Annotated in this window: 21 protein-coding genes and 2 pseudogenes; 15 read left to right on the top strand and 8 right to left on the bottom strand. The window is 63.9% G+C overall.

Features of this window, described 5'->3' with window-relative positions:
* Nucleotides 1-27: 27 nt before the first annotated feature.
* From xth to P5704_019655, 4 genes and pseudogenes are all read right to left on the bottom strand, one after another.
* Nucleotides 28-873: an exodeoxyribonuclease III gene (gene xth, locus P5704_019670; protein WOF78216.1), complete on the bottom strand. Its 846-nt coding sequence runs from the start codon at nt 871-873 to the stop codon at nt 28-30.
* 258 nt (nt 874-1,131) lie between these two features.
* Nucleotides 1,132-1,275, bottom strand: a pseudogene (locus P5704_019665) (LysR family transcriptional regulator).
* Nucleotides 1,276-1,359: 84 nt separating this feature from the next.
* Entirely contained in the window at nt 1,360-1,500 is a 141-nt protein-coding gene (locus P5704_019660; protein WOF78215.1) for a hypothetical protein, read from the bottom strand.
* 125 nt (nt 1,501-1,625) lie between these two features.
* A complete protein-coding gene (locus P5704_019655; protein WOF78214.1) occupies nt 1,626-2,534 on the bottom strand; it encodes a LysR family transcriptional regulator in 909 nt (302 codons plus the stop codon).
* Nucleotides 2,535-2,732: 198 nt separating this feature from the next.
* Between P5704_019655 and gcl the strand changes: the two genes are divergently transcribed.
* From gcl to P5704_019625, 6 genes are all read left to right on the top strand, one after another.
* A complete protein-coding gene (gcl, locus tag P5704_019650; protein ID WOF78213.1) occupies nt 2,733-4,514 on the top strand; it encodes a glyoxylate carboligase in 1,782 nt (593 codons plus the stop codon).
* 176 nt (nt 4,515-4,690) lie between these two features.
* A complete protein-coding gene (hyi, locus tag P5704_019645) occupies nt 4,691-5,473 on the top strand; it encodes a hydroxypyruvate isomerase (protein WOF78212.1) in 783 nt (260 codons plus the stop codon).
* A 36-nt stretch (nt 5,474-5,509) separates the two neighbouring features.
* The gene (locus P5704_019640; protein ID WOF78211.1) at nt 5,510-6,400 is read left to right on the top strand and encodes a 2-hydroxy-3-oxopropionate reductase; all 891 of its coding nucleotides are present in this window, start codon (nt 5,510-5,512) and stop codon (nt 6,398-6,400) included.
* Nucleotides 6,401-6,735: 335 nt separating this feature from the next.
* Nucleotides 6,736-8,007 (top strand): glycerate kinase, encoded by a 1,272-nt coding sequence (locus P5704_019635; GenBank protein WOF78210.1) that lies wholly within the window; start codon nt 6,736-6,738, stop codon nt 8,005-8,007.
* Nucleotides 8,008-8,066: 59 nt separating this feature from the next.
* Nucleotides 8,067-9,482 carry a pyruvate kinase gene (gene pyk, locus P5704_019630; protein ID WOF78209.1) on the top strand — a complete coding sequence of 472 codons (1,416 nt, stop codon included), beginning with the start codon at nt 8,067-8,069 and terminating at the stop codon, nt 9,480-9,482.
* A 92-nt stretch (nt 9,483-9,574) separates the two neighbouring features.
* Nucleotides 9,575-10,423: an urea transporter gene (locus P5704_019625; GenBank protein ID WOF78208.1), complete on the top strand. Its 849-nt coding sequence runs from the start codon at nt 9,575-9,577 to the stop codon at nt 10,421-10,423.
* Between the two features lie 11 nt (nt 10,424-10,434).
* On the opposite strand, the gene P5704_019620 is transcribed toward P5704_019625, so the two are convergent.
* The gene (locus P5704_019620) at nt 10,435-10,659 is read right to left on the bottom strand and encodes a DUF2188 domain-containing protein (GenBank protein WOF78207.1); all 225 of its coding nucleotides are present in this window, start codon (nt 10,657-10,659) and stop codon (nt 10,435-10,437) included.
* Between the two features lie 266 nt (nt 10,660-10,925).
* Here P5704_019620 and hmpA point away from each other — a divergent pair, with 266 nt between their 5' ends.
* The 4 genes and pseudogenes from hmpA (at nt 10,926) to pncB (ending at nt 14,284) form a co-directional block, all read left to right on the top strand.
* The gene (hmpA, locus tag P5704_019615) at nt 10,926-12,104 is read left to right on the top strand and encodes an NO-inducible flavohemoprotein (GenBank protein WOF78206.1); all 1,179 of its coding nucleotides are present in this window, start codon (nt 10,926-10,928) and stop codon (nt 12,102-12,104) included.
* A gap of 51 nt (nt 12,105-12,155) precedes the next feature.
* The gene (locus P5704_019610) at nt 12,156-12,389 is read left to right on the top strand and encodes a hypothetical protein (protein ID WOF78205.1); all 234 of its coding nucleotides are present in this window, start codon (nt 12,156-12,158) and stop codon (nt 12,387-12,389) included.
* A 250-nt stretch (nt 12,390-12,639) separates the two neighbouring features.
* A pseudogene (locus tag P5704_019605) lies at nt 12,640-12,792 on the top strand (general stress protein).
* A gap of 289 nt (nt 12,793-13,081) precedes the next feature.
* Nucleotides 13,082-14,284, top strand: a complete 1,203-nt coding sequence (gene pncB / locus P5704_019600) for a nicotinate phosphoribosyltransferase (protein ID WOF78204.1) — start codon at nt 13,082-13,084, stop codon at nt 14,282-14,284.
* A gap of 15 nt (nt 14,285-14,299) precedes the next feature.
* Here pncB and P5704_019595 read toward each other — a convergent pair whose 3' ends face one another.
* Nucleotides 14,300-15,496, bottom strand: coding sequence for a GGDEF domain-containing protein (locus P5704_019595; GenBank protein WOF78203.1), 1,197 nt, complete (start codon nt 15,494-15,496; stop codon nt 14,300-14,302).
* A 340-nt stretch (nt 15,497-15,836) separates the two neighbouring features.
* Between P5704_019595 and P5704_019590 the strand changes: the two genes are divergently transcribed.
* Nucleotides 15,837-17,753, top strand: a complete 1,917-nt coding sequence (locus P5704_019590; protein ID WOF78202.1) for an autotransporter domain-containing esterase — start codon at nt 15,837-15,839, stop codon at nt 17,751-17,753.
* A 57-nt stretch (nt 17,754-17,810) separates the two neighbouring features.
* On the opposite strand, the gene P5704_019585 is transcribed toward P5704_019590, so the two are convergent.
* Nucleotides 17,811-18,716: an ATPase gene (locus P5704_019585; GenBank protein ID WOF78201.1), complete on the bottom strand. Its 906-nt coding sequence runs from the start codon at nt 18,714-18,716 to the stop codon at nt 17,811-17,813.
* Between the two features lie 360 nt (nt 18,717-19,076).
* Here P5704_019585 and P5704_019580 point away from each other — a divergent pair, with 360 nt between their 5' ends.
* On the top strand, nt 19,077-19,346 hold the full coding sequence (locus P5704_019580) for a hypothetical protein (protein WOF78200.1): 270 nt from the start codon (nt 19,077-19,079) through the stop codon (nt 19,344-19,346).
* Between the two features lie 4 nt (nt 19,347-19,350).
* On the opposite strand, the gene P5704_019575 is transcribed toward P5704_019580, so the two are convergent.
* Entirely contained in the window at nt 19,351-20,247 is an 897-nt protein-coding gene (locus P5704_019575; protein WOF81283.1) for a LysR family transcriptional regulator ArgP, read from the bottom strand.
* Between the two features lie 84 nt (nt 20,248-20,331).
* Between P5704_019575 and P5704_019570 the strand changes: the two genes are divergently transcribed.
* The 3 genes from P5704_019570 (at nt 20,332) to P5704_019560 (ending at nt 24,267) form a co-directional block, all read left to right on the top strand.
* Entirely contained in the window at nt 20,332-20,940 is a 609-nt protein-coding gene (locus P5704_019570) for a LysE/ArgO family amino acid transporter (GenBank protein ID WOF78199.1), read from the top strand.
* Between the two features lie 398 nt (nt 20,941-21,338).
* Entirely contained in the window at nt 21,339-21,920 is a 582-nt protein-coding gene (locus P5704_019565; protein ID WOF78198.1) for a Fe-Mn family superoxide dismutase, read from the top strand.
* 286 nt (nt 21,921-22,206) lie between these two features.
* Nucleotides 22,207-24,267 (top strand): EAL domain-containing protein, encoded by a 2,061-nt coding sequence (locus P5704_019560; protein WOF78197.1) that lies wholly within the window; start codon nt 22,207-22,209, stop codon nt 24,265-24,267.
* Nucleotides 24,268-24,276 lie beyond the last annotated feature (9 nt).

Here is a 24,276-nt window from a genome sequence, read left to right as displayed (position 1 = left end):
CGAACCCCGCCTGCGCAACGCCTGCATCTAGCGGCTCGCCTCGGTCTTGCCGTGCTTGCCCGACTTTGCCGGCTTGGCTGCCCCGCTCGCGTCACCTTTGAGGGTTATCCAGGTAGGCGCATGGTCACTGGCATGTTCCTGATCGCGCACCCAGCGGTCGACGCCGGCATCCTGCAGCCGTGGCGCGAGGTCCGGGCTGAGCAGCAGATGGTCGATGCGCAGGCCGGAGTTCTTCTGCCAGTGCTGTCGAAAGTAGTCCCAGAAGGTGTAGATGCGTTCGTCCGGGTACTTGGCGCGCAGTGCATCGGTCCAGCCCTGCGCCAGCAGACGCTCGAAGCATTCGCGGCTTTCCGGCTGCAGCAGCGCGTCCTTGCGCCAGGAGCGCGGGTTGTAGATGTCCTCATCGGTCGGTACCACGTTGTAATCACCAGCCAGCACCACCGGGTGGCCGCTGGCGAGCAGGCCGGCGGCATGCTCGATGAAGCGCTCGAACCAGCTCAGCTTGTAATCGAATTTCGGCCCAGGCTGCGGGTTACCGTTGGGCAGGTAGAGGCAGGCGACGATCACACCCTGCACGGCCGCTTCCAGATAGCGGCTGTGGCTGTCATCCGGATCGCCCGGCAGACCGCGGCGAACTTCCAGCGGCTCGCAATCGCGGGCCAGAATCGCCACCCCGTTCCAGGATTTCTGCCCATGCCAGATCGCGCCGTAGCCGGCCGCGCGGATGTCATCGATGGGAAAATCGGTGTCCTGCGCCTTGAGCTCCTGCAGGCAGGCCACATCGGGCTGCTCGCGCGCCAGCCATTCGAGCAGATTGGCCCGGCGTGCACGGATGCCATTGATGTTGAAGGTGGCGATTTTCAGCGTGTCCACAAGCGCGTCTCTCACAGGCGGTTATATCCACCTTAGCTGTGACAGCGCAGTGAGGCTTCCCGATCCGGAGCCAATGATCGGTATCAGGCCGGCGTCGCGATGCACAAGTACCTCGCGGCAACTACGTGGATCAGCGCGCCACCCAATAGTGATGTAGGTTGGGTTGAGCGCAGCGAAGCCCAACGGGCACAACATCAGGCAGCGCTTGCGTGCGATGTTGGACTTCGCCGCTACGCGGCTCAACCCAACCTACATATCTCAACGCGCCTCCCAGTACCCCGGCGCGTTGTAGATGGCCTTCAGGTAGTCGATGAAGAAGCGCACCTTCGCCGGCAGGTAGCGCTGCTGCGGGTAGACGGCCTGGATGTCGTAGGCCGGCAATGCGTACTCGTCGAGTGACGTAGGTTGGGTTGAGCGCAGCGAAGCCCAACGGGCACAACATCAGGCAGCGCTTGCGTGCGATGCTGGGCTTCGCCGCTACGCGGCTCAACCCAACCTACATATCTCAACGCGCCCCCAGTACCCCGGCGCGTTGTAGATGGCCTTCAGGTAGTCGATGAAGAACCGCACCTTGGCCGGCAGGTAGCGCTGCTGCGGGTAGACGGCCTGGATGTCGTAGGCCGGCAATGCGTACTCGTCGAGTGACGTAGGTTGGGTTGAGCGCAGCGAAGCCCAACGGGCACAACATCAGGCAGCGCTTGCCGTGCGATGTTGGGCTTCGCCGCTACGCGGCTCAACCCAACCTACATATCTCAACGCGCCTCCCAGTACCCCGGCGCGTTGTAGATGGCCTTCAGGTAGTCGATGAAGAAGCGCACCTTCGCCGGCAGGTAGCGCTGCTGCGGGTAGACCGCCTGGATGTCGTAGGCCGGCAGGGCGTACTCGTCGAGCACCGTCACCAGTTCGCCGCGCTTGAGTTCGGCCTGGATCTCCCAGGTCGAGCGCCAGCCGATGCCCAGGCCCTGTTTGACCCAGTCGAACAGCAGTTCGCCATCGTTGCAGTCGAGGTTGCCCGAGACCCGCACCGCCACCTGGCGGCCGTCACGCAGGAAGGTCCAGCCGCGCTGCTGGCCGCCCTGCAGGTTGAACGCCAGGCAGTTGTGCCGCGCCAGTTCCTCCAGCGTGACCGGCGTGCCGTGGCGGGCGAAGTATTCCGGCGCGCCGCAGACCACCCGGCGGTTGGGGAACAGCTTGAGCGCCACGTAGTTGGGGTCGGTCACCTCGCCGATGCGAATGCCCATGTCGTAACCGTGACGCACCAGGTCGACCACGCTGTCGGTGAAGTTGAACGACAGCTGCAGGTCCGGGTAGCGCGCCTGGAACGCCGGTGCGTGCGGGCCGATATGCCGCCGCCCGAATGCCGCCGGCGCCGACACCACCAGATGGCCGCGTACCGAGGTGCGGTCGTGGCTGATGCTGGCGTCCACCTCATCGAAGTCCTTGAGCAGCCCGCGGGCGCGCTCCAGATACTGCTCGCCCAGATCGGTCAGCGACAGACCGCGGGTGGAGCGGTGCATCAGCTTGACGCCCAGGTGGCGCTCCAGCGCATCCAGCCGCCGGCCCATCACCACCGGGGTGACGTTCTCCTTGTGCGCAGCCGCGGCGAAGCTGCCGCAGTCAGCCACCAGCACGAAGCTGCGCAGGGTCGTATAACGATCCATTCGATACTCCTGATATCGACAGAACTGAAGTCTCGACCAATTCCGCCATGGAATCCAGGCCGGCATGCTTGAGCCACGTAGAAAAACTATCGAATAAAAAGACAGCCACGATCCAGCGAGCTAGCGATCTGCTTCTAACTCAGCAGGACCGACGCGCAGCAGATCGTGAACAGATTCCAAGAGTCAGGAGGAACGACCATGGCCCGCATGAGAGCAATCGACGCCGCCGTCGCGGTAATGCGCAAGGAAGGCATCGACACCGCCTTCGGTATTCCCGGCGCGGCGATCAACCCGCTGTATTCAGCCTTGCGGGCCGATGGCGGCATCCGTCATATCCTCGCCCGCCATGTCGAGGGCGCCTCGCACATGGCCGAGGGCTATACCCGTGCCAAGCCGGGCAACATCGGCGTGTGCATCGGTACCTCGGGCCCGGCCGGCACCGACATGATCACCGGCCTGTACTCGGCTTCCGCCGATTCCATTCCGATCCTCTGCATCACCGGCCAGGCGCCGCGTGCCCGCCTGCACAAGGAAGACTTCCAGGCCGTGGACATCGAGTCCATCGCCAAGCCGGTCACCAAGTGGGCGGTCACCGTACTCGAGCCGGCGTTGGTGCCGCGCGTGTTCCAGCAGGCCTTCCACGTGATGCGCTCCGGCCGCCCCGGCCCGGTGCTGATCGACCTGCCGTTCGACGTGCAGATGGCCGAGATCGAGTTCGACGTCGAGACTTATGAGCCGCTGCCGGTGTACAAGCCGGCGGCCACCCGCGCCCAGGTCGAGAAGGCCATCGACATGCTCTGCGCCGCCGAGCGCCCGCTGATCGTCGCCGGTGGCGGCATCTACAACGCCGCGGCCGAGGCCTTGCTGGTGGAGTTCGCCGAGACCATCGGCGTGCCGGTGATCCCGACGCTGATGGGCTGGGGCTCGATCCCTGATGACCACCCGCTGATGGCCGGCATGTGCGGGCTGCAGACCAGCCACCGCTACGGCAACGCAACCATGCTGGAGTCCGACTTCGTGCTCGGCATCGGCAACCGCTGGGCCAACCGGCATACCGGCTCGCTGGAGACCTACACCAAGGGCCGCACCTTCGTTCACGTGGACATCGAGCCGACCCAGATCGGCCGGGTCTTCGCGCCGGACTACGGCATCGTCTCCGACGCCCGCGCCGCCCTCGAGCTGTTCGTCGACGTGGCCAAGGCACGCCAGGCCGAAGGTCGTCTGCCGGATCGCCGCGTCTGGGCCGCCGACTGCCTGGAGCGCAAGCGCACGATGCTGCGCAAGACCAACTTCGACAGCGTGCCGATGAAGCCGCAGCGCGTGTACCAATGCATGAACAACGCCTTCGGCAAGGACACCTGCTACGTCAGCACCATCGGCCTGTCGCAGATCGCCGCCGCGCAGTTCCTGCACGTCTACCAGGCGCGCCACTGGATCAACTGCGGCCAGGCCGGCCCGCTCGGCTGGACCATTCCGGCAGCGCTCGGTGTGGTCGCCGCCGATCCGCAGCGCAAGGTGGTGGCGCTGTCGGGCGACTACGATTTCCAGTTCATGATCGAGGAGCTGGCCGTCGGTGCGCAGTTCAAGCTGCCCTACCTGCACATCCTGGTGAACAACGCCTACCTCGGACTGATCCGCCAGGCACAGCGCGGCTTCGACATGGATTACTGCGTGCAGCTCGGCTTCGAGAACATCAATGCCGACCAGAGCGGCATGGAAGGCTACGGCGTCGATCACGTCGCGGTGGTCGAGGGCCTCGGCTGCAAGGCGCTGCGCGTGTTCAAGCAGGAAGACCTGCGCCCGGCAATCGAGCAGGCCCAGGCCTGGATGGCCGAGCACCAGGTGCCGGTGGTGATCGAGGTGATCCTCGAGCGGGTAACCAACATCGCCATGGGCACCGAGATCGACGCCATCAACGAGTTCGAGGCGCTGGCCACAGGCCGCGAGGACGCGCCGACCGCGGTCGGGTTGCTGGATTGATTGGCAACCGCGTGGAAGACGCTTCGCGGTCTTCCACGGGGCGGCCATCCGTCCTACGAACGGTTACGTAGGGTGGATATCGCGAAACATATCCACCGCAAACGCAACACCCAGGGTGGCCACCACACCACCGCAATGCGAAACCGAATGTGATCCCTACAGATCAGGAGAAAACCATGCCCCGCTTTGCCGCCAACCTGTCGATGCTGTTCACCGAGCAGGACTTCATGGACCGCTTCGCCGCTGCCGCCCAGGCCGGCTTTTCCGGTGTCGAGTACCTGTTCCCCTATGACTTTCCCGCCGAGCAGATCAAGGCTCAGCTGGACGCCAACAAGCTGACCCAGGTGCTGTTCAACCTGCCGGCGGGTGACTGGGCCGGTGGCGAGCGTGGCATCGCCATCCTGCCGGAACGGGTCGAGGAGTTCCGCGCCGGCGTGGACAAGGCCATCGCCTACGCCAAGGTGCTGGGCAACACCCAGGTCAACTGCCTGGCCGGCATCGCCCCGCGCGGCGCCGATCTCGGCCAGCTGGAAATCACCTTTATCGAAAACCTGCGCTACGCCGCGCAGAAGCTCGAGGAGGCCGGCATCCGCCTGGTGATGGAGATGATCAACACCCGCGACATCCCGCGCTTCTTCCTCAACAACACCTCCCAGGCGCAGGAGATCCGCGGCAAGGTCGGTCACCCCAACCTGTTCCTGCAGTACGACATCTACCACATGCAGATCATGGAGGGAGACCTGGCACGCACCATCGAGACCAACCTGGCGGCGATCAACCATATCCAGCTGGCGGACAATCCCGGACGCAACGAGCCAGGCACCGGCGAAATCAATTACCGCTTCCTGTTCGAGCACCTGGACCGCATCGGCTACCAGGGCTGGGTCGGCTGCGAATACAAGCCGGCCACCACCACCGAAGCGGGCCTTGGTTGGCTGAAGAGCCACAACGCCATCTGAACTGACGCGAACCAACCAGATTTGAGGAGAACACTCATGGCTAAGATCGGATTCATCGGCACCGGCATCATGGGCAAGCCCATGGCAATCAACCTGCAGAAAGCCGGTCACCAGATCTTTCTGTCCCAGCACCACGATCAGGCCCCGGCCGAACTGACCGAGGCCGGCGCCATCGGCCTGGCCAATCCGCAGGAAGTCGCCCAGGAAGCCGAGTTCATCATCGTCATGGTGCCGGACACCCCGCAGGTCGAGGACGTACTGTTCCGCGCCGACGGCGTTGCCGACGGCGTCGGTGCCGGCAAGGTGGTGATCGATATGAGTTCGATCTCGCCCACCGCCACCAAGCAGTTCGCCGAGAAAATCAAGGCCACCGGTGCTGAATACCTCGACGCCCCGGTATCCGGTGGCGAGGTGGGTGCCAAGGCCGCCACCTTGTCGATCATGGTCGGTGGTAGCGAAGCGGCCTTCGAACGCGCATTGCCGCTGTTCCAGGCGATGGGCAAGAACATCACCCGCGTCGGCGAGAGTGGCGACGGCCAGACGGCCAAGGTGGCCAACCAGATCATCGTCGCGTTGAACATCCAGGCGGTCGCCGAGGCGCTGCTGTTCGCCGCGAAGAACGGGGCCGATCCGGCCAAGGTGCGCGAGGCGCTGATGGGCGGTTTCGCCGGCTCGAAGATCCTCGAAGTGCACGGCGAGCGCATGATCAAGGGCACTTTCGACCCGGGCTTTCGCATCAGCCTGCACCAGAAGGATCTCAACCTCGCCCTGGCCGGTGCCCGCGAGTTGGGCCTGAACCTGCCCAACACCGCCAATGCCCAGCAGGTGTTCAGCACCTGCGCGGCGATCGGCGGCAGCGGCTGGGACCACTCGGCGCTGATCAAGGGCCTCGAGCACATGGCCAACTTCTCGATTCGCAAGGAGTAAAAGCTGCGAGCGCGTTGGGTCGAGCCAAGCGCCCCACCTTCAGGGACAGACAGACCGGGTGGTGGCCAGCGCGACGCAAGACCGCAACGCAGCTCAAAGGGTCGGATTGCGGCAAACGGGGGCGGAATCATCGCGTCTCCCCACGACCAGCATCCTTCGTTCGCCCCGATCCGATCGCCGCCTTCGGGTGGCAACCCTTTCGATTCGCCCGGCACAAGGAGTCACGGCCCGACTGCCGGGCGGGTCGATTCCAATCCTTAGAACTCGCCTTGGCGCTTGCAATACCGAGTTTTAAGGTCTGGAATCGGCTGCAGACCTCATACAAGGAGCTTCAGATGACCCTCGACCCACAAGCCCTGCTGCGCCAGCTGTTCGACAGCGCCATCGAGGCCGCCCATCCGCGCCATGTACTCGCCGACCATCTGCCGGAAGAGCGCAGCGGCCGCGCCATCGTCATTGGCGCCGGCAAGGCGGCCGCAGCCATGGCCGAAGCCATCGAGAAGGTCTGGGAAGGCGAACTGTCCGGGCTGGTGGTGACCCGCTACGAGCACAATGCCGACTGCCGGCGCATCGAGGTGGTGGAGGCCGCACACCCGGTGCCCGACGATGCCGGCGAACGCGTCGCCCGCCGCGTGCTGGAACTGGTCAGCAACCTCGAGGAAAGCGACCGGGTGATCTTCCTGCTCTCCGGCGGCGGCTCGTCGCTGCTGGCGTTGCCGGCCGAAGGCATTTCGCTGGCCGACAAGCAGGCGATCAACAAGGCGCTGCTGCGCTCCGGCGCGCACATCGGCGAGATGAACTGCGTGCGCAAGCATCTCTCGGCGATCAAGGGCGGCCGCCTGGCCAAGGCCTGCTGGCCGGCCAGCGTGTACACCTACGCGATTTCCGACGTGCCCGGCGACGAAGCGACGGTGATCGCCTCCGGCCCCACCGTGGCTGATCCGACCACCTCGGCCGAGGCCCTGGCGATTCTCGAGCGCTATCACATCGAGGTGCCGGCCAACGTGCGCGCCTGGCTCGAAGACCCGCGCTCGGAGACGCTCAAGCCGGGCGATCCGATGCTTTCGCGCAGCCATTTCCAGCTGATCGCCACGCCGCAGCAGTCGCTCGACGCCGCCGCCGAAATGGCCCGCGCCGCCGGTATCACCCCGCTGATCCTCGGCGATCTGGAAGGCGAAGCACGCGAGGTGGCCAAGGTGCATGGCGGCATCGCCCGCCAGGTGGTGCTGCACGGCCAGCCGATCGCCGCGCCCTGCGTGATCCTCTCCGGCGGCGAGACCACCGTCACCGTGCGCGGTAACGGCCGTGGCGGACGCAACGCCGAGTTCCTGCTTGCCCTCACCGAAAGCCTGCAAGGCCTGCCTGACGTCTACGCCCTGGCCGGCGATACCGACGGCATCGACGGTTCGGAGGACAACGCCGGCGCCCTGATGACACCGGACAGCTTCGCCCGCGCCGAGGCGCTGGGCCTGCGCGCCGCCGAGGCGCTGGCCAACAACGACGGCTATGGCTACTTCGCCGCGCTGGACAGCCTGATCGTCACCGGCCCGACGCGCACCAACGTCAACGACTTCCGCGCCATCCTGATCCTGCCGTCGTCGGATTGACGGCGGCCCCACTTCGTTCAGGCGCGCATCAGAACAACAACTGCCGATAGAGCTCCGCCATGACACATGACAAGAAGGTCAAGATCCTCGCCACCCTTGGCCCAGCCACCCGCAGCGTCGACGACGTGCGCGCACTGGTCGAGGCCGGCGTGAACCTGTTCCGCCTGAACTTCAGCCATGGCGAGCACGCCGATCACGCCGAGCGCTTCGCCTGGATCCGCCAGGTCGAGCAGGAGTTGAACCAGCCGATCGGCATCCTCATGGACCTGCAGGGGCCCAAGCTCAGGGTCGGCCGCTTCGCCGCGGGCAAGGTGCGGCTGGAGCGCGAGCAGGCCTTCCGGCTGGATCTGGACCCGACACCGGGCGACAGCCGCCGCGTGAACCTGCCACACCCGGAGATCATCGCCGCGCTGGAACCGGGCATGCAGCTGTTGATCGACGATGGCCGGCTGCGCCTGACGGTCACCGAGCGCCATGCCGACGCCATCGATACCCGCGTGGTGGCCGGCGGCGAGCTGTCCGACCGCAAGGGGGTCAACGTGCCGGAGGCGGTGCTGGAACTGTCGCCACTGACGGCGAAGGATCGGCAGGACCTGACCTTCGGCCTGCAGTTGGGCGTGGACTGGGTGGCACTGTCGTTCGTACAGCGCCCGCAGGACATTCAGGAGGCGCGCAAGCTGATCGGCGAGCGGGCCTTCCTCATGGCCAAGATTGAGAAGCCCTCGGCGGTACAGCACCTGCGCGAGATCGCCCGGCTGTCCGACGCCATCATGGTGGCGCGTGGCGACCTGGGCGTGGAGGTGCCGCCGGAGAACGTACCGCGCATCCAGAAGGACATCGTACGCATCTGCCGCCAGCTCGGCCGTCCGGTGGTGGTGGCGACGCAGATGCTCGAATCCATGCGCTTCGCGCCGGCACCGACCCGCGCCGAGGTCACCGACGTGGCCAACGCGGTGGCCGAAGGCGCCGATGCGGTGATGCTATCGGCGGAAACCGCGTCCGGTGATTACCCCCTGGAAGCGGTGAGCATGATGAGCAAGATCATCCGCCAGGTGGAAAGCGGCCCGGATTTCCAGGCGCAGCTCGACGTGCACCGGCCCAACGCCGAGGCGACGCTGCCGGATGCCATCAGCTGCGCGATCCGCCGGATCAGCGGCATCCTGCCGGTGGCGGTGTTGGTCAACTACACCGAGTCCGGCCGCTCCAGCCTGCGCGCCGCGCGCGAACGCCCGGCCACGCCGATCCTCAGCCTGACGCCCAGCACCGCCACCGCGCGCAAGCTGACGGTGGCCTGGGGCGTGTATTCGGTGGTGGATGCGCCGATGCGCGATATGGAGCAGGTCAGCAGCCACGCCGTCGAACTGGCGCAGGCGCAGGGCATGGCCGAAAGCGGCGACACGGTGCTGATCACCGCCGGCGTGCCGCTGGGCCAGCCGGGCACCACCAACTCGCTGCGCATCGAAGTCCTGCCCTGACAGGAGCCGGGCGCTGGCCCGGCCGATTCTCTTCGACTTCGCCGCCGGCTCCGTGCGAGCCGGTGCCTTCGCGCTCGCCTCGGATTTCGTCGATGCCCGCCCCTTTGCAGCTGCGCGCCGTGCTGCATGCCTTCGCCCAGATCTTTCTGCAGCGCCATGCCGGCTGCGGTGCACTGGTCATGCTGGCTCTCGCCGGCAGTGCGCCCATGTTGCTCGCCGGTGCGTTGTGCGGCGTGCTGGTCGCCCACCTCGCCGCCGCCTGGCTGGGCTATTCGACGGCGGACCGCGCTGACGGCCTCTACGGTTACAACGCCGCGCTGCTCGGCGCGCTGCTGGTTCATCTGCTGGGATTGACCGGCACCAGCCTGGCGCTGATCGGGGTGGCGGCGCTGGCCAGCTGTCCGCTGCAGGCCTGGCTACTCGCTCGGCTGCGCCGCGACGGCAGCTTGCCGGGCTTCACCCTGCCCTTCGTGCTTATCGGCCTGCTCGCCTTGCTGGTCATCGCGCCGGCGCCGGTCACGCCGTCCGGTATGCCATCGGCGGACGCAATGACACTGCTGGCCGCCTGGCTGCTGGGTATCGGTCAGGTGGTATTTCTCGACGCGCCGCTCGCTGCGGCCTGCCTGCTGACGGGCGTCGCCTTGGCATCGCTGCGCGAGGCGTTGTGGCTGCTGGCCGGCTCGGCGTTGGGGCTGCTGGTGGCGGGCCTGCTCGGTGCGCCCTGGTCCGATGGCCTGGCCGGTTTCAACCCGGCGCTCGCCGCACTGGCCCTGGCGCAATGGCGTGGTGGCTGGCGCCTTCCACTACTCGGGATGGTCGCCGCCGTGGCGATCTGGCTGGCGTGCAACGCGCTGGGCCTGCCGCCCCTGACCCTGCCGTTCCTGCTCGCGACCTGGCTGGGGCTGACGCTGCGCGCGCCCCGCACCAGCCGGGTCGATTAGCCAGCAAAGCACTACCCTCCGGTTGCCAGCGGGTCCTGCTCCTGAGGGTAGCGATGCTCTTCCGCGACCTCGCCATTTTCCGCATGCACTTTGACGAGCGAGGTACGCAGCTTCATGTAGTCCCGCGTCTCGTCGAGGATGTCTTCGCGCCTTGCGGCCTCGATCAACGCACGCTGATCGCCCTCTTCGCGCAGCACCCAACGCTCGTCTTCGTGAGTGATGTGGTAGATCTCCATGTGCCTGTCTCCCTGGTTATGACTGATGAGTTCTCCTATATGAAAGCGGGCGAGCCGCGAGGTTCGCCCCGCTAGCGCAAGGGTTCAAATAACCATTAACGGGTGATAAAAACCTTGCAAGTCGCTGGTTCAATTCACCATGACAGCCCTGAAAACCTTGATTCCAGTCAATTCCAACCTGGAACGATTGTTGAAATACCTCTGGCACAACGGCACGTGGCCGCTCCGGCGAACACCGTCCGGTTTTCCCACCAGAGGAGTATTCAATGCTTTGCGCTGAACAGATCGCCCTAATCAAAGCCACCGTGCCATTGCTGGAAAACGGCGGCGAAGCCCTGACCACCCACTTCTACAAGCTCCTGCTGAGCGAACACCCCGAGGTGAACCCGTTGTTCAACCAGGCGCACCAGGCCAGCGGTGAACAACCACGTGCACTGGCCAACGGTGTGCTGATGTACGCCCGGCATATCGACCGCCTCGAAGCCCTCGGCCCACTGGTGGCGCAGGTCATCAACAAGCACGTCGCCCTGCAGGTGCTGCCCGAGCACTACCCACTGGTCGGTAGCTGCCTGTTGCGGGCCATCCGCGAGGTCCTTGGTGAGACCATCGCCACCGATGCGGTGATCGACGCCTGGGCCGCGGCCTATCAGCAGCTGGCAGACCTGCTCATCGGGCAGGAGGAACGGCTCTACCAGGCCAAGGCCGAAGCCCCGGGTGGCTGGCGTGGTGCGCGCCCGTTCCGCATCGCGCGCAAGGTCAAGGAGAGCGAGGAGATCACCTCGTTCCACCTGGAGCCGGAGGATGGCGGGCCGCTAATGGATTTCCTGCCCGGCCAGTACATCGGCCTCAGGCTCCGGGTCGAGGGCAACGAGGTACGTCGCAACTACTCGCTGTCCGCCGCCGGCAATGGCAGCGAGTACCGCATCAGCGTCAAGCGCGAGCCCGGTGGGGTCGTCTCCAATGCGTTGCATGCCATGCCCGAAGGTGCCGTGCTGGAGCTGTTCGCGCCGGCTGGCGAGTTCATCCTCGAACCGAGCGAAAAGCCCCTGGTGCTGATCAGCGGTGGCGTCGGCATCACGCCAACCCTGGCGATGCTGGAACAGGCGCTGGCCAGCGCTCGGCCGGTGCACTTCATCCACTGCGCGCGCAATGCCGGCGTGCACGCGTTCCGCCGCAGCGTGGACGCGTTGGCCGAGCGTCATGTACAGCTCAAGCGTTTCTACTGCTATGAGCAGCACAACGGCGCCGATGCCGCGCCGGATGCCGTCGGCCGCCTGACCGAGCAACAGCTTGGCGAATGGCTACCGGAAGACCGCAACGTGGATGCCTATTTCCTTGGGCCCAAACCCTTCATGGCCGCAGTTCGCCGTCAGCTGAAATCGCTTGGCGTACCGGAGCAGCAAACCCGCTACGAGTTCTTCGGCCCCGCTTCAGCACTCGATTGATCCATCCGGAGGCTCGCCCGGCGCGAGCCTCTCCTTGAAGGAGATTCGGTCATGCTTTATCACCCCGCTTCCCCGCAACGTCTGATGAGCGCCGCTAATGCACTGATGGTCGCAGGCGTACTGCTTCTGCTGCTGGGCATCAGCGGCGCCTATCTGTTCGAACGACATCTGGCGATGGGCAGCATCATCGCTGCCCATGCGCTGGTCATCCTCGGCCCCACGGCGCTGAAGATCGGCTACGTGATGCGCCTTCTGGCCGAGCGCAAGACAAAACTCGCGGCTTGAAGCGCGGCTGGATAAGCCCGTTCTCGGATACTCGCATCATTTCTGCAGTTTTACCGCTTCGCCTGTAATTTCAGTCCGCCATAGTCATACGCAACATGGGGAAAACCATTCGTCTACACTTTCGAACTCACCGAAACTCTAGCCTTGTACTTCCCTCTGACACAGTGAGGCTGATTGATCTCTCTCTTTCAGCCGTTTGTGAAAGTGTCTATCCAATTGAGGAGAAAAACACATGGCAAATAGTAATCCTGGCAACTTCGCCAATGATCGAGAGAAAGCTTCCGAGGCCGGCCGCAAGGGTGGTCACAACAGCGGCGGAAACTTCGCCAACGACCGCGAGAAGGCTTCCGAGGCCGGCCGCAAGGGTGGCCAGAACAGCCACGGCGGTGGCCGCAGCAGCTAAAAGCTGACGAAATGAAGAAGGGCAGGCGCCATAACGGCCCTGCCCTTCTTCATTTATTTAATTCAATCATTTTAAGCGAATGCCCTAAAGAACAATCGCAAAAATAATGCTATATCGCTATCTGATCGATATATAACGGACAGCACCGTTTTTATAAGCGGTTTGCGCAAAGCGACAGCTGGCAGAAGCTGATATCTGTCGTTATTTGATTTCCCTCACTTATAACGATGACCAGCATCCCTCGCCGTTTGTCGATATCATCGACAGGCATTTCAAGCTGGAGCGGTCGATGAACAGCAGCGCCTTTTCCGAACGAATCGTCCAGAGCCTGCTGGATACCGATTTCTACAAGCTCACCATGATGCAGGCGGTGCTGCATCACTATCCGAATGCGGAGGTGGAGTGGGCATTCCGCAGCCGCTCCGGTGAAGACCTGACTCCCTACCTCGACGAGATCCGCCAGCAGATCGAGGCGCTTGCCGAGCTGCAAATGACGACCGAGGAGCTGGCCTACCTCGAGCGCATCCCCTACATGCAGCCCGACTTCATCCGTTTCCTCGGCTTGTTCCGTTTCGACCTGCGTTATCTGCAGGTGAACATCGAGGACGGCGAGCTGGTGATGCACCTGCGCGGCCCCTGGCTCCACGTGATCCTGTTCGAAGTGCCGCTGCTGGCCATCGTCAGCGAGGTGCGCAACCGCGCGCGCTATCCCGCGGTGACGCTGGCCCAGGCGCGCGACCGGCTGGATGAGAAGCTGAACTGGCTACGCAGCCAGGCCAGCCGTGACGAACTGGCCAGCTTTACCCTGGCTGATTTCGGCACACGCCGTCGCTTCTCCTTTGCCGTACAGGCGATGGTGGTGGACCGACTGCAATGCGATTTTCCCGGTTGTTTCGCCGGCACCAGCAACGTGCATCTGGCTCGCACACGGAATGTGAGGCCGATGGGCACCATGGCCCACGAGTGGATCATGGCGCACCAGCAGCTCGGCCCGCGACTCATCGACAGCCAGGTCGCGGCGCTGGACTGCTGGGTTCGCGAATATCGTGGGGCGCTGGGCATCGCGCTGACCGACTGCATCACCATGGATGCCTTCCTGCGCGACTTCGATCTCTACTTCGCCAAGCTGTTCGACGGCCTGCGCCATGACTCGGGCGACCCTCTACTGTGGGCGGAGAAGGCCATCGCGCATTACCAGCGCCTGGGTATCGATCCGAAAACCCGCCAGCTGATCTTTTCCGATGGCCTCGACCTGGCCAGAGCGCTGGAAATCCACCGCGCGCTCATCGGGCGCAGCAACCCCAGCTTTGGCATCGGCACCGGACTCACCTGCGACATTCCAGGCGTGGAGCCGACCAACATGGTCATCAAGATGACCGCCTGCAATGGTCAGCCGGTGGCGAAGATCTCCGACTCGCCGGGCAAGACCATGTGCCGCGACGAGGCGTTCGTCAGCTATATGCGGTACGTCTTCGGCCTGGACAATGGCTGACGGAGCGACGCGCGACTAGTCGCGCATGACGAATGCCTGCGGCGGTTGCACAGCCTCCGGATCCGTGGCGCAGAGGCGATTACGCCCGCGCATCTTGGCGTAATACATGCGCTTATCCGCCAGCTCCAGCAGGTCCCGACAGTCTGCGATCCGATCGCAACGGCGTTCGGCCAGCCCGATGCTCGCCGTCAGCGGTGCACCGTCCGGCCGCACGCCGAGACCCTGGCCAACGATGCGCTCAAGCGCCATGTGCGCCTGCTGCATGTCGGTCTCCGGCATGATCAGCAGGAACTCTTCGCCGCCCCAGCGCAACAGGCTGTCCGAGCCTCGCAGCGTCGCCACCAGACGCCTGGCCGCCTCGCGCAGGACCTGATCGCCGGACTCATGGCCATGGTTGTCGTTGATCGACTTGAAGTGGTCGAGGTCGATGAATGCCAGCGCCAGCGGACCATCCTTGCGCTGCGCGCTGTCCCACTGCAGCCGAAGAATCTCCTCGCCGCTGCCGCGGGAGAAAACCCCGGTGAGCGGGTCGCGGATGGCCTGGCGCACCAACGCGAACATGAACGCCAGCTGGCTCATGCTGGCCAGGCTGGCGACGCCGGCGATCAGGATCAACAGCCAGAAGGCACCGGCGAACGACGGCCAGTTCAGCGTCGCCCAGCTGAGATAGCCAGCCAGTGCCTGGGCCAGCAGCAGCAGGCTGGAGAGCACGAGATTCTCCACCAGGGTCAGCGGAAAAATGGTCAGCCCGGCCATCAGTACGAACGGCAGAAAGGCGTAGCCGGCGCCGACCACCGCGGAAAACTGCGCCAGCTGATAGCTGCCGAGCAAGGTATGCGAGGCGATGTAGAAGATGGTCGGGATGGCGAACAGGATCGCGATCGCTCGATAGGCGTCCAGCAGATTGCCGCTCGGACGGTAGAACAGCAGCAGGCAGGTGAACGCCAGGCACGCCATCATCCGAAAACCGGCCAGCGCCGCCCACAGCCTGGGCTCGAACACCATCAGATCGATCAGGCTCCACAGCGGGGTCAGCACTGCGAACAGAAAGGCGAACAGGCGAACGCGGTTGACGATCAGGGTCGCGCGGCGCTGGCAGAGCAGCAGCGGATGGCGTCGCGGGCTCAGCAGATGACGAAGCTCGTTGGGCTTGAGTTCGCTGGGTAGCAACGAGCTCAGGCGACTGCGCAGCAGGTCGAGAATCGATGGCATTTATTATTGTGCTCCCAGGCAGGGAAGGTTCTTTACAGCCGGCGGTTCCGGACGCCGTCGGCTGCTTTCATATCCGTCTCAAAGCACATTTCATCGTTCGGCGGTGCATCGGACGTCCACAGAAGCGCAAGCGCGGCGAATGGTATCAGTTAGCCATTAAAAACCCTTGAGCCAGGACAATGAATTCGCGGCTTTGAGTACCTCCTAAGAACGATCTGCCATTTGGAAAAATCGCCCTTTCGGGCGCTTATAGCCGCTGCCCACTCCCACTAGCGTGACCGGATCGCCCGCGTACACGCGGGCGATGCATCCAAACAAAAAGAACAATAAGGAGTTACCCGTGCAGAGCGCTCTCAAACCGCTTGCGGCAGCCATTCTACTCACCTGCGCGACAGGCGCGGCTATCGCCGATGACGGCCCGTTCAGTCAGTTAGTCGTGTTCGGCGACTCGCTGAGCGATGCCGGCAACTTTCCCGACCTGCAAAGCCCGACACTGGGCGGCAATCCTACTGGAGGTTTGCGCTTCACCAACCGCACCGGCCCCACCTACGGTGCCGGCGAATATATTGGCGAGGTCGGCACGCAGCGCCTGGCAAGCATGCTGGGCCTGCAATCGTTACCTTCCACACCGCTGTTACCGACAGTACTCACAGGCAATCCGGACGGTACCAACTATGCCGTCGGCGGTTACCGTACCGACCAGATTCTCGACTCGATCACCCTCGATTCGACCGTTTCCGCAGGCGGCTCTGCCCGGACCCGGCCTGGCTACCTGGTCGAGAACCCGCGCGTCGACAGCAATGCGCTCTACTACCTGAACGGCGGCGGTAACGACATTTTCCAGCTCGGCACCAACCCGGTCACGATGGCTGACGCTGCCGGTAATCTGGTGGCGGGTGTCGCTGCACTGCAGGCCGCGGGCGCGCGCTACATCATCGTCTCCGATCTGCCGGATGTCGGCACCACGCCGCTGGGCTTCATCACTGGCCAGGCCGCCACATTCAACTTCCTGAGCGACCAGTTCAACACCGAGTTGGCGAGCCAGCTGCAAGCCCGGGGTGGCAACTACGTGCTGGTGAACAATCGCCTGTTGCTGGCCGAGGTACGTGCTGACCTGGCCGCCTTTGGCTTCGACCCCAATGTGGCGCAGACTGCAGTGTGCTTCGACCCGTCATCCTCGACGTCGCCGTGCCTGCCGGACCCGACCTACAGCCTCGGCGGCACAGCGCCTGATCCTAGCCGCCTGCTGTTCAATGACGCCGTCCATCCAACCACCGCTGTTCATCAGATCAGCGCCGACTATCTGTACTCGATCATTTCCGCGCCTTGGGAAGTGTCCCTGCTGCCGGAGATGGGCCGCTCGGCCTTGCGCGCCCATCTGCAACAACTGGACAACGAACTGTCCGCCCGGCGCGGCGACTGGCAGGCGGTCGGCGCCTGGCGCACCTTCGTCCAGGGTGGTTACAACCGGCCTGAGTACGACGGTTACGGTGGCGGTGACGGTAGCGGCCTGAGCCTGTCGCTTGGCGTTACCCAGCGTCTGAGCGAGACATGGCTTGCCGGCGTCAGCCTGGGCCTGGCGGAAAACTCGCTGGAACTGGGCAGAAACGACTCCGAATACGACATGCGCAGCTACCTGGCAACGGCCTTCGCCCGTTACGAATACCAGCGCCTGTTCGCCGACTTCAGCCTCAGCGCCGGTTATCTGGATTACCACGACCTGAAGCGTACCTTCGCCCTCGGCATCAGCGAGCGAGCGGAAAAGGGTGACACCGAAGGCACGCTATGGGGCGCAGCGGCGAAGGTTGGCTTCAACCTGATGCAGCCAGGCGACCAGATGCAGTTCGGCCCATTCGTCGGCGCCAGCTATCAGAAGGTCGAAGTCGACGGTTACCGCGAACAGGGCGAACGCTCAACCGCGCTGAGCTATGAAGATCAGGAACTGGATTCACTGCGCCTGTCGCTCGGTCTGTTCGGTGACTATGCGCTGAGCGAACGCACGCGGCTGTTCGGCGAAGTGGCACGGGAGGTGGAGCGCGAGGACGAAGACCGGCGTGACTTGCGCATGTCGCTGAACAGCGTGTCGGGCAACAGCTTCGAGCTACCGGGCGCGGTACCGACCGGCGACCAGACGCGCTTCAGCGTGGGCCTGGCGCACCGTCTGACACCAGGTCTGGCATTGCGCGCCAACTACCATTACCGGGGCAACGATAACCGCGACCACGGAGTGGGGCTGTCGCTGGCCTGGGACCTGTAAGGCCTGAAGAGCGCGAAAGGCCGCCGTCGCGCAATACGCGCGGCGGCTGGCGCACGGTCAACGTCCGTCGAGCTGACCTTGCAGATTGGCGATCTGCCCCTGCATGGCATTGATGGTGCGGGTGACCTGAGCGCGGAAGGAGTCGAACTCGGCGGTATTGATCGCGTTCGGTGCAGGGGCCGGCCGATTGTCCAGCTCACTGCGCAGCACCAGGATGTCCTGCTCCAGCCTGCTGATCGCCTGACTCTGGTTACCGCTCTGCTTAAGCGCCGCGATGTCCTTGCTCAGGCTGTCGACCCGTCCGGCCAGCTTGGCCTGCTCGTCCAGGGTCGATTTGAGTGAAGCCTGCTCGCTGCCCAGCGTCTTGACGCTCTCTGCCAGCGTCGCAGTACTCCCCTGCTGAGCTTGCAGGTCGGCACCCAGCTGCTCGAGGCGCTTGCCCTGTTCGTCCATGCGCCGATCCTGATTGCCCTGCTTGCCAGCCAGACTCTGCTGTTCGGTCGCAAAGGCCTGCTGCTTGCGGTCAAGATCGATGGCCTGTTGCTCCAACTGCTTGATGCGCAGCTTCACCGCCTCGCTTTCCGTGGTCACATTGGACTCGGTCGCAACGACTTTGCCGGTGATGTCCTGCAGGCGTCCCGCGGCATCCTCGCTGATACGCGCGAAGCTTTCCTGGGTGGCGACCAGCTGCATTTCCAGCATGGCGATCTTCTGATAACTCCACCAGCCGAGCGCACCCAGGCTGAGGAGCAAGGCCAGCACCATGACCCATAGAGGCGCCGTGCTCACCTTGCCAGCGGGGCTTGCGGGGCGACGTTTCTGGCGGGAACGACCGTCATCCACGGGCTCGTCCGCGGTTCTGCGGATCGGCTCGAGATCCGGCGCCGGATAGGGCTCCACGCGATCACGGCCTGCGGTCAGGCTGGGAATGTTGTCCAGTTCGTCGTGAGCATCGTTGCGCATGGGGTACCTTCAATGGCGCGGTGCGAAATACAGCGCGCAGTATAACGATTCAGAGCGTGCCCATCAGTGACGGCGCGCCGGTGGAGCAGATGCACCGTGGTAGAGCAGTGCGCCGCGTGTGATACGCATCACGGTGCATCGAACGACGCACTCGGCAGACCCGTAAGCACCGCACCATAGCAATCACCATCGACTACGGGCAGTCTGCAGGCCTCGCCAGCCGGGCGCTTCGCCTGTCAGATGCAAGATCCGCGCAGCAACGCCGGAGATTGGTACGCCACTTGCTCTGTCTCTCTTGCCAGCGGATAGACACTTCCGACAGGGATGTTGGGCCTTAGGGCAATTCACGAGGAACACAGCATGGAGCTGAACAAGGCGGTTATCGACTGCATGCGCAGCCTGCGACGCAGACTTCGCGATGAGCAGCAACTCGACATCCATCTCGACCAACCGGATGCGGTTACGGCAATGCTTGCCGGGTGCATGAACTCCAACGACGAGTTGACCCGCGAACTCGGACGCCAGCTCGCCGCATTCAGTGACCGGTTGCCGGCACCACCACCTCCACCTCGCACGGCCAGTAGCGGCGCCACGGTACGCATTTACCGAGGCCAGCGCGTACTCGCCTGAGCACTCAATCGACGAGCAGCCAGTCGCTGGCGCAACGCACCAGATGCAGGGTCAACTCGTCGAGCAATTGCCCGCCATTACGCCAGTGATGCCAATACAAAGGCACGTCGATCGGCGGTCCGGACAGCACATCGACCAATTCCCCGCGCGCAAGTTCGCCGCGCACTTGCAACTCCGGCACCAATCCCCAGCCAAGCCCGCTCTGCAGTAGGCGCACGAAACCCTCGGACGATGGGCAGAGGTGATGGACGAACGCCTCTCCCCCGCCGACTGCCGCCATGTAGCGGTGTTGCAGCTGGTCATCCGGGCCGAAGACCACGGCAGGCACCCGAGCCAGATCCGCAGCGACCGCTGGTCGTTGGAAATGCCGGCGGACAAAGGCCGGACTGGCCAGTGCGCGATAGCGCATCGCCCCAAGAAACTGACTGCGTGCGCCTGCCAGCGGCCGTTCCGCCGCGCACACGCAAGCTGCGACCTCGCCAGCGCGCATGCGTTTGAGCCCGACCGCCTGGTCCTCCACCACATGATCGAGCAGCACCCGATGCTCGGCGCAGAAAGCCGCTACCGCGCCGGCCCACCAGGTCGCCAGGCTGTCGGCGTTCAGGGCAATTCGCAGCCGTTCGGGCAGACGATTCTCGTCCAGCGCCGGAACCTGTCCTTGCAGATCCCGCTCGAGCAACCGCACCTGCTGCACATGGTTGAGTAAGCGTTGACCGAGCTCGGTCGGCCGCGGCGGCGTATCGCGCAGCAGCACTGGCTGACCGACGCGCGCCTCGAGTAGTTTGATCCGCTGGGATATGGCCGATTGCGAAAGACCCAACGTCTGCGCGGCTCGCTCGAAACCCGCCTGCTCGACAACCGCCGCAAGCGCTGCAAGTAATTTGTAATCGAACATCAGTATTCCTAATGCACCCTGAGGAAAATTTGTTTTTCTTATAACGCTCAACTGTCCAGACTCGCCAGCAAATCGGACGAGGCGGGCGACATGAATGCAATCTGGCAAAGCTATATCAACGGCCTTCTGGTCGCGGCAGGACTGATCATGGCGATCGGTGCGCAGAATGCCTTCGTGCTCGCACAAAGCCTGCGTCGGGAGCACCATCTGCCAGTGGCGGCGCTGTGCATCCTCTGTGACGTACTGCTGGTCAGCGTCGGCGTGTTCGGGCTGGCAGCGGTGCTGGCGGACAACCCGCTACTGCTGGAGATCACCCGCTGGGGCGGCGTGGCCTTCCTGCTCTGGTATGGCGCGCTGGCGCTGCGCCGCGCAGTCAAGCCACAGAGCTTGCGCAGCGCTGATGCGCAGCCGCGCCCGCTGCGTGCGGTGCTACTGGCCGCGCTGGCGGTGACATTGCTCAATCCGCACGTCTATCTCGATACCGTGGTACTGATCGGCTCGCTCGGCGCCCAGCAGCCCGAGCCAGGCGCCTACACACTGGGCGCTGCCAGCGCATCGACCCTGTGGTTCATGACCCTGGCCCTCGGTGGCGCCTGGCTCGCGCCCTGGCTGGCCCGCCCGTTGACCTGGCGCCTGATCGACCTCGGCGTCGCCGCCATGATGTTCGCGATTGCCACACAGCTCGCATTCGCCGGCTGACACCCGCGCGCGACATCCAGCCGCGCGCCATTTTTGCAGGTTGCAAGGAACGTCCAGCCCGGCGGCGCGGTCCACGCAAGGCGCAGCCAGTTGTTTGCATCCGCTGCTTCACCTCGCCAACCCCTCTGGAACCTATATTCCATACAGTTGCCGCGTGGTTTTGCCGCAGGTCGGGTGCTATGATCGCTGGCTCGCAGACATGGAGCGGAAGGCTTCAGTCTGTCTGTTCGGCCGACCGTGAACGGCCAGAGATTGCGCAAGCATGTAGCGAGCGAAGGGAACGACAGAGGTCAGGGCGGGACGAACATTCGCTCCTGCTCACCGGCATCGCCGGCACGCCTCGCACGCTCCTTCCAGCTGGCCGCATCAATCCTCGACACCTGAGTAGGAGATACATCATGGCTTTCGAATTGCCGCCGCTGCCTTACGAAAAGAACGCTCTCGAACCGCACATGTCCGCCGAGACGCTGGACTACCACCACGACAAGCACCACGCTGCTTACGTGACCAACCTGAACAACCTGATCCCGGGCACCGAGTTCGAAGGCAAGGATCTGGAAAGCATCATCAAGACTTCTTCCGGTGGCATTTTCAACAACGCCGCCCAGGTCTGGAACCACACCTTCTTCTGGAACTGCCTGGCGCCGAACGCCGGTGGTCAGCCGACTGGCGCCCTGGCCGATGCCATCAACGCCTCCTTCGGCTCCTTCGACAAGTTCAAGGAAGAGTTCACCAAGACCGCCATCGGCACCTTCGGCTCCGGCTGGGCGTGGCTGGTGAAGAAGTCCGACGGCAGCCTCGGCCTGGCGAGCACCATCGGTGCCGGCAACCCGATGACTGCAGGCGACAAGCCGCTGCTGACCTGTGACGTCTGGGAACACGCCTACTACATCGACTACCGCAACGCTCGTCCGAAGTTCGTCGAAGCGTTCTGGAACCTGGTCAACTGGGACTTCGTCGCGAAGAACTTCGCGGGCTGAGTCACCCAGCGCTAACGAAAATGCCCGCACTTGATGCGGGCATTTTCATTTAAGGGTTCGGCGTCGCCTGCCGCTATACATTTGCAGTCCGAAAAAACCTTCGCCTTACGGAATCGGAAATCGACACGCAATGTTTCCTTAGGATTACGCCTTTGGGCTTGCATCCTAAGTCGTACTGCCGGCACAGTCGGCGCTTGCTGACTTATTGGTTTAATTGCCTTTGACGATTGCCGAATGACTAACAATACTTCCGCAACCGAGCGTCGGCACGGAAAAGGACCTTCATTTGAAGCTGGAAATGCGCAATAGCCTGTCGCGTAAGCTCCTGCGTGTAGTCCTGCTATCGGCGCTTGCGGTAGGACTGGTGCTCAGTTGCGCGCAGATCATTTTTGGCGCCTACAAGACACGCCAGCTGATCGAAGCCGATGCCCAGCGCATTCTGCGCATGACCCGTGACCCATCCACTCAGGCGATCTACAGCCTCGACCGCGAGATGGGCGCCCAGGTGATGGAAGGGCTGTTCCAGCACGAATCGATTCGCATGGCATCCATCGGCCATCCGGACGAAGGCATGCTGGCGCTGAAGATCAGACCACCTATCGACCTGACGACACGCTGGCTGACCGATCCGATTCTCCACCGCGACCGGCAGTTCTCGACTCCGCTGATCGGCAAACCGCCTTACAACGAGTATTACGGCGAGCTGCGCATCACTCTGGACACGGCCCGATATGGCCAGGAATTCGTCAACGACTCCATCGTCATCTTCATCGTCGGTATCCTGCGTGCGCTGACGCTGGGCTTCGTGCTTTTCCTGATCTACCAGTGGTTGCTGACCCGCCCGCTGACCAAGCTCATCGAGCATCTGGCGCGGATCAACCCCGACCGTCCCGGCGAGCACAAGCTGCCGATGATCCGAGGCCATGAGCGCAACGAGCTGGGTCTGTGGGTGGAAACGGCCAACGGTCTGCTCGCCTCCATCGAACACAACATGCACCTGCGTCAGGAGGCTGAAAGCAGCCTGCATCGCATGACGCAGTACGACTCCCTGACCGGCCTGCCGAATCGGCAGCAGCTGCAAAGCCAGCTCGACCACATTCTCGACGAGGCACGACGCATGCAGCGTCGCGTCGCCGTGCTCTGTCTGGGGCTCGACGACTTCAAGGGCGTGAACGAGCAGTACAGCTATCAGGCCGGCGATTGCCTGCTCAAGGCACTGGCCGACCGCCTGCGCGGCTCCGCAGGCCGTCTCGGCGCGCTGGCACGATTGGGCGGCGATCAGTTCGTCCTGGTGCTCAGCGGCATCGAACAGCCCTACGAGGCCGCAGAGCTGGCCCAGGCGCTGCTGGACGATCTGGAAAATCCCATCGACTTCGACGGCGACCCGATTCGGCTGCGCGCCACCATCGGCATCACCCTGTACCCGGAAGATGGCGACAACACCGAGAAGCTGCTGCAGAAGGCCGAGCAGACCATGACGCTGGCCAAGAGCCGCTCACGCAACCGCTACCAGTTCTATGTCGCCAGCATCGACAGCGAGATGCGCGCCCGTCGGGAGCTGGAAAAGGATCTCAGCGAAGCGCTCAAGCGCAACGAGTTCCATCTGGTCTACCAGCCCCAGGTCGACTACCGCCAGAACCGCATCACCGGTGTCGAAGCACTGATTCGCTGGAAACATCCTCAGGGCAAACTGGTGCCGCCGGATCTGTTCATCCCGCTGGCGGAGCAGAACGGCAGCATCATCGAGATCGGCCAATGGGTGCTCGATCAGGCCTGCAGCCAGCTGCGCCAGTGGCATGCCGAGGGCTACAGCGGTCTGCGCGTCGCGGTGAACCTCTCCACCGTACAACTGCGCCACCCGCAACTGCCGCAGATGATCGGCGAGCTGCTGCAGAAACACCAGTTGCCGGCCGAAACCCTCGAACTGGAGGTGACCGAGACGGGGCTGATGGAAGACATCGACGCGGCAGCGCACAACCTGCACAGTTTGCGGCGCTCCGGCGCACTGATCGCGATCGACGATTTCGGTACCGGTTACTCCTCGCTGAGTTATCTCAAGAGCTTGCCGCTGGACAAGATCAAGATCGACAAGAGCTTTGTCCAGGACATCGGCCAGGACGAGGGCGCGACCATCGTGCGCGCGGTTATCCAGCTGGGTAAGAGCCTCGGTATGACGGTGATCGCCGAGGGCGTCGAAACCCCGGAGCAGGAAGCCTATCTGATCGCCGAAGGCTGCCAGGAAGGCCAGGGCTACTACTACAGCAAGCCGCTGCCCGCCCGCGATCTCGATCTGCTGCTGCGCCAGTCGACGCCATTCGATCGGGCAGTCAATTCCGAGCTGCGTTAGCCCGACAGC

Source organism: Pseudomonas sp. FeN3W (genome assembly GCA_030263805.2).
Lineage (GTDB): Bacteria > Pseudomonadota > Gammaproteobacteria > Pseudomonadales > Pseudomonadaceae > Stutzerimonas > Stutzerimonas stutzeri_G.
This window is presented reverse-complemented; position numbering and strand designations above follow the sequence as displayed.

What these genes read in the sequence shown, in the direction of transcription:
- P5704_019655 (WOF78214.1), bottom strand. Translation starts at nt 2,534, where the DNA reads ATGGATCGTTATACGACCCTGCGCAGCTTCGTGCTGGTGGCTGACTGC.
- gcl (WOF78213.1), top strand. Translation starts at nt 2,733, where the DNA reads ATGGCCCGCATGAGAGCAATCGACGCCGCCGTCGCGGTAATGCGCAAG.
- hyi (WOF78212.1), top strand. Translation starts at nt 4,691, where the DNA reads ATGCCCCGCTTTGCCGCCAACCTGTCGATGCTGTTCACCGAGCAGGAC.
- P5704_019640 (WOF78211.1), top strand. Translation starts at nt 5,510, where the DNA reads ATGGCTAAGATCGGATTCATCGGCACCGGCATCATGGGCAAGCCCATG.
- P5704_019635 (WOF78210.1), top strand. Translation starts at nt 6,736, where the DNA reads ATGACCCTCGACCCACAAGCCCTGCTGCGCCAGCTGTTCGACAGCGCC.
- pyk (WOF78209.1), top strand. Translation starts at nt 8,067, where the DNA reads ATGACACATGACAAGAAGGTCAAGATCCTCGCCACCCTTGGCCCAGCC.
- P5704_019625 (WOF78208.1), top strand. Translation starts at nt 9,575, where the DNA reads ATGCCCGCCCCTTTGCAGCTGCGCGCCGTGCTGCATGCCTTCGCCCAG.
- P5704_019620 (WOF78207.1), bottom strand. Translation starts at nt 10,659, where the DNA reads ATGGAGATCTACCACATCACTCACGAAGACGAGCGTTGGGTGCTGCGC.
- hmpA (WOF78206.1), top strand. Translation starts at nt 10,926, where the DNA reads ATGCTTTGCGCTGAACAGATCGCCCTAATCAAAGCCACCGTGCCATTG.
- P5704_019610 (WOF78205.1), top strand. Translation starts at nt 12,156, where the DNA reads ATGCTTTATCACCCCGCTTCCCCGCAACGTCTGATGAGCGCCGCTAAT.
- pncB (WOF78204.1), top strand. Translation starts at nt 13,082, where the DNA reads ATGAACAGCAGCGCCTTTTCCGAACGAATCGTCCAGAGCCTGCTGGAT.
- P5704_019595 (WOF78203.1), bottom strand. Translation starts at nt 15,496, where the DNA reads ATGCCATCGATTCTCGACCTGCTGCGCAGTCGCCTGAGCTCGTTGCTA.
- P5704_019585 (WOF78201.1), bottom strand. Translation starts at nt 18,716, where the DNA reads ATGCGCAACGATGCTCACGACGAACTGGACAACATTCCCAGCCTGACC.
- P5704_019580 (WOF78200.1), top strand. Translation starts at nt 19,077, where the DNA reads ATGGAGCTGAACAAGGCGGTTATCGACTGCATGCGCAGCCTGCGACGC.
- P5704_019570 (WOF78199.1), top strand. Translation starts at nt 20,332, where the DNA reads ATGAATGCAATCTGGCAAAGCTATATCAACGGCCTTCTGGTCGCGGCA.
- P5704_019565 (WOF78198.1), top strand. Translation starts at nt 21,339, where the DNA reads ATGGCTTTCGAATTGCCGCCGCTGCCTTACGAAAAGAACGCTCTCGAA.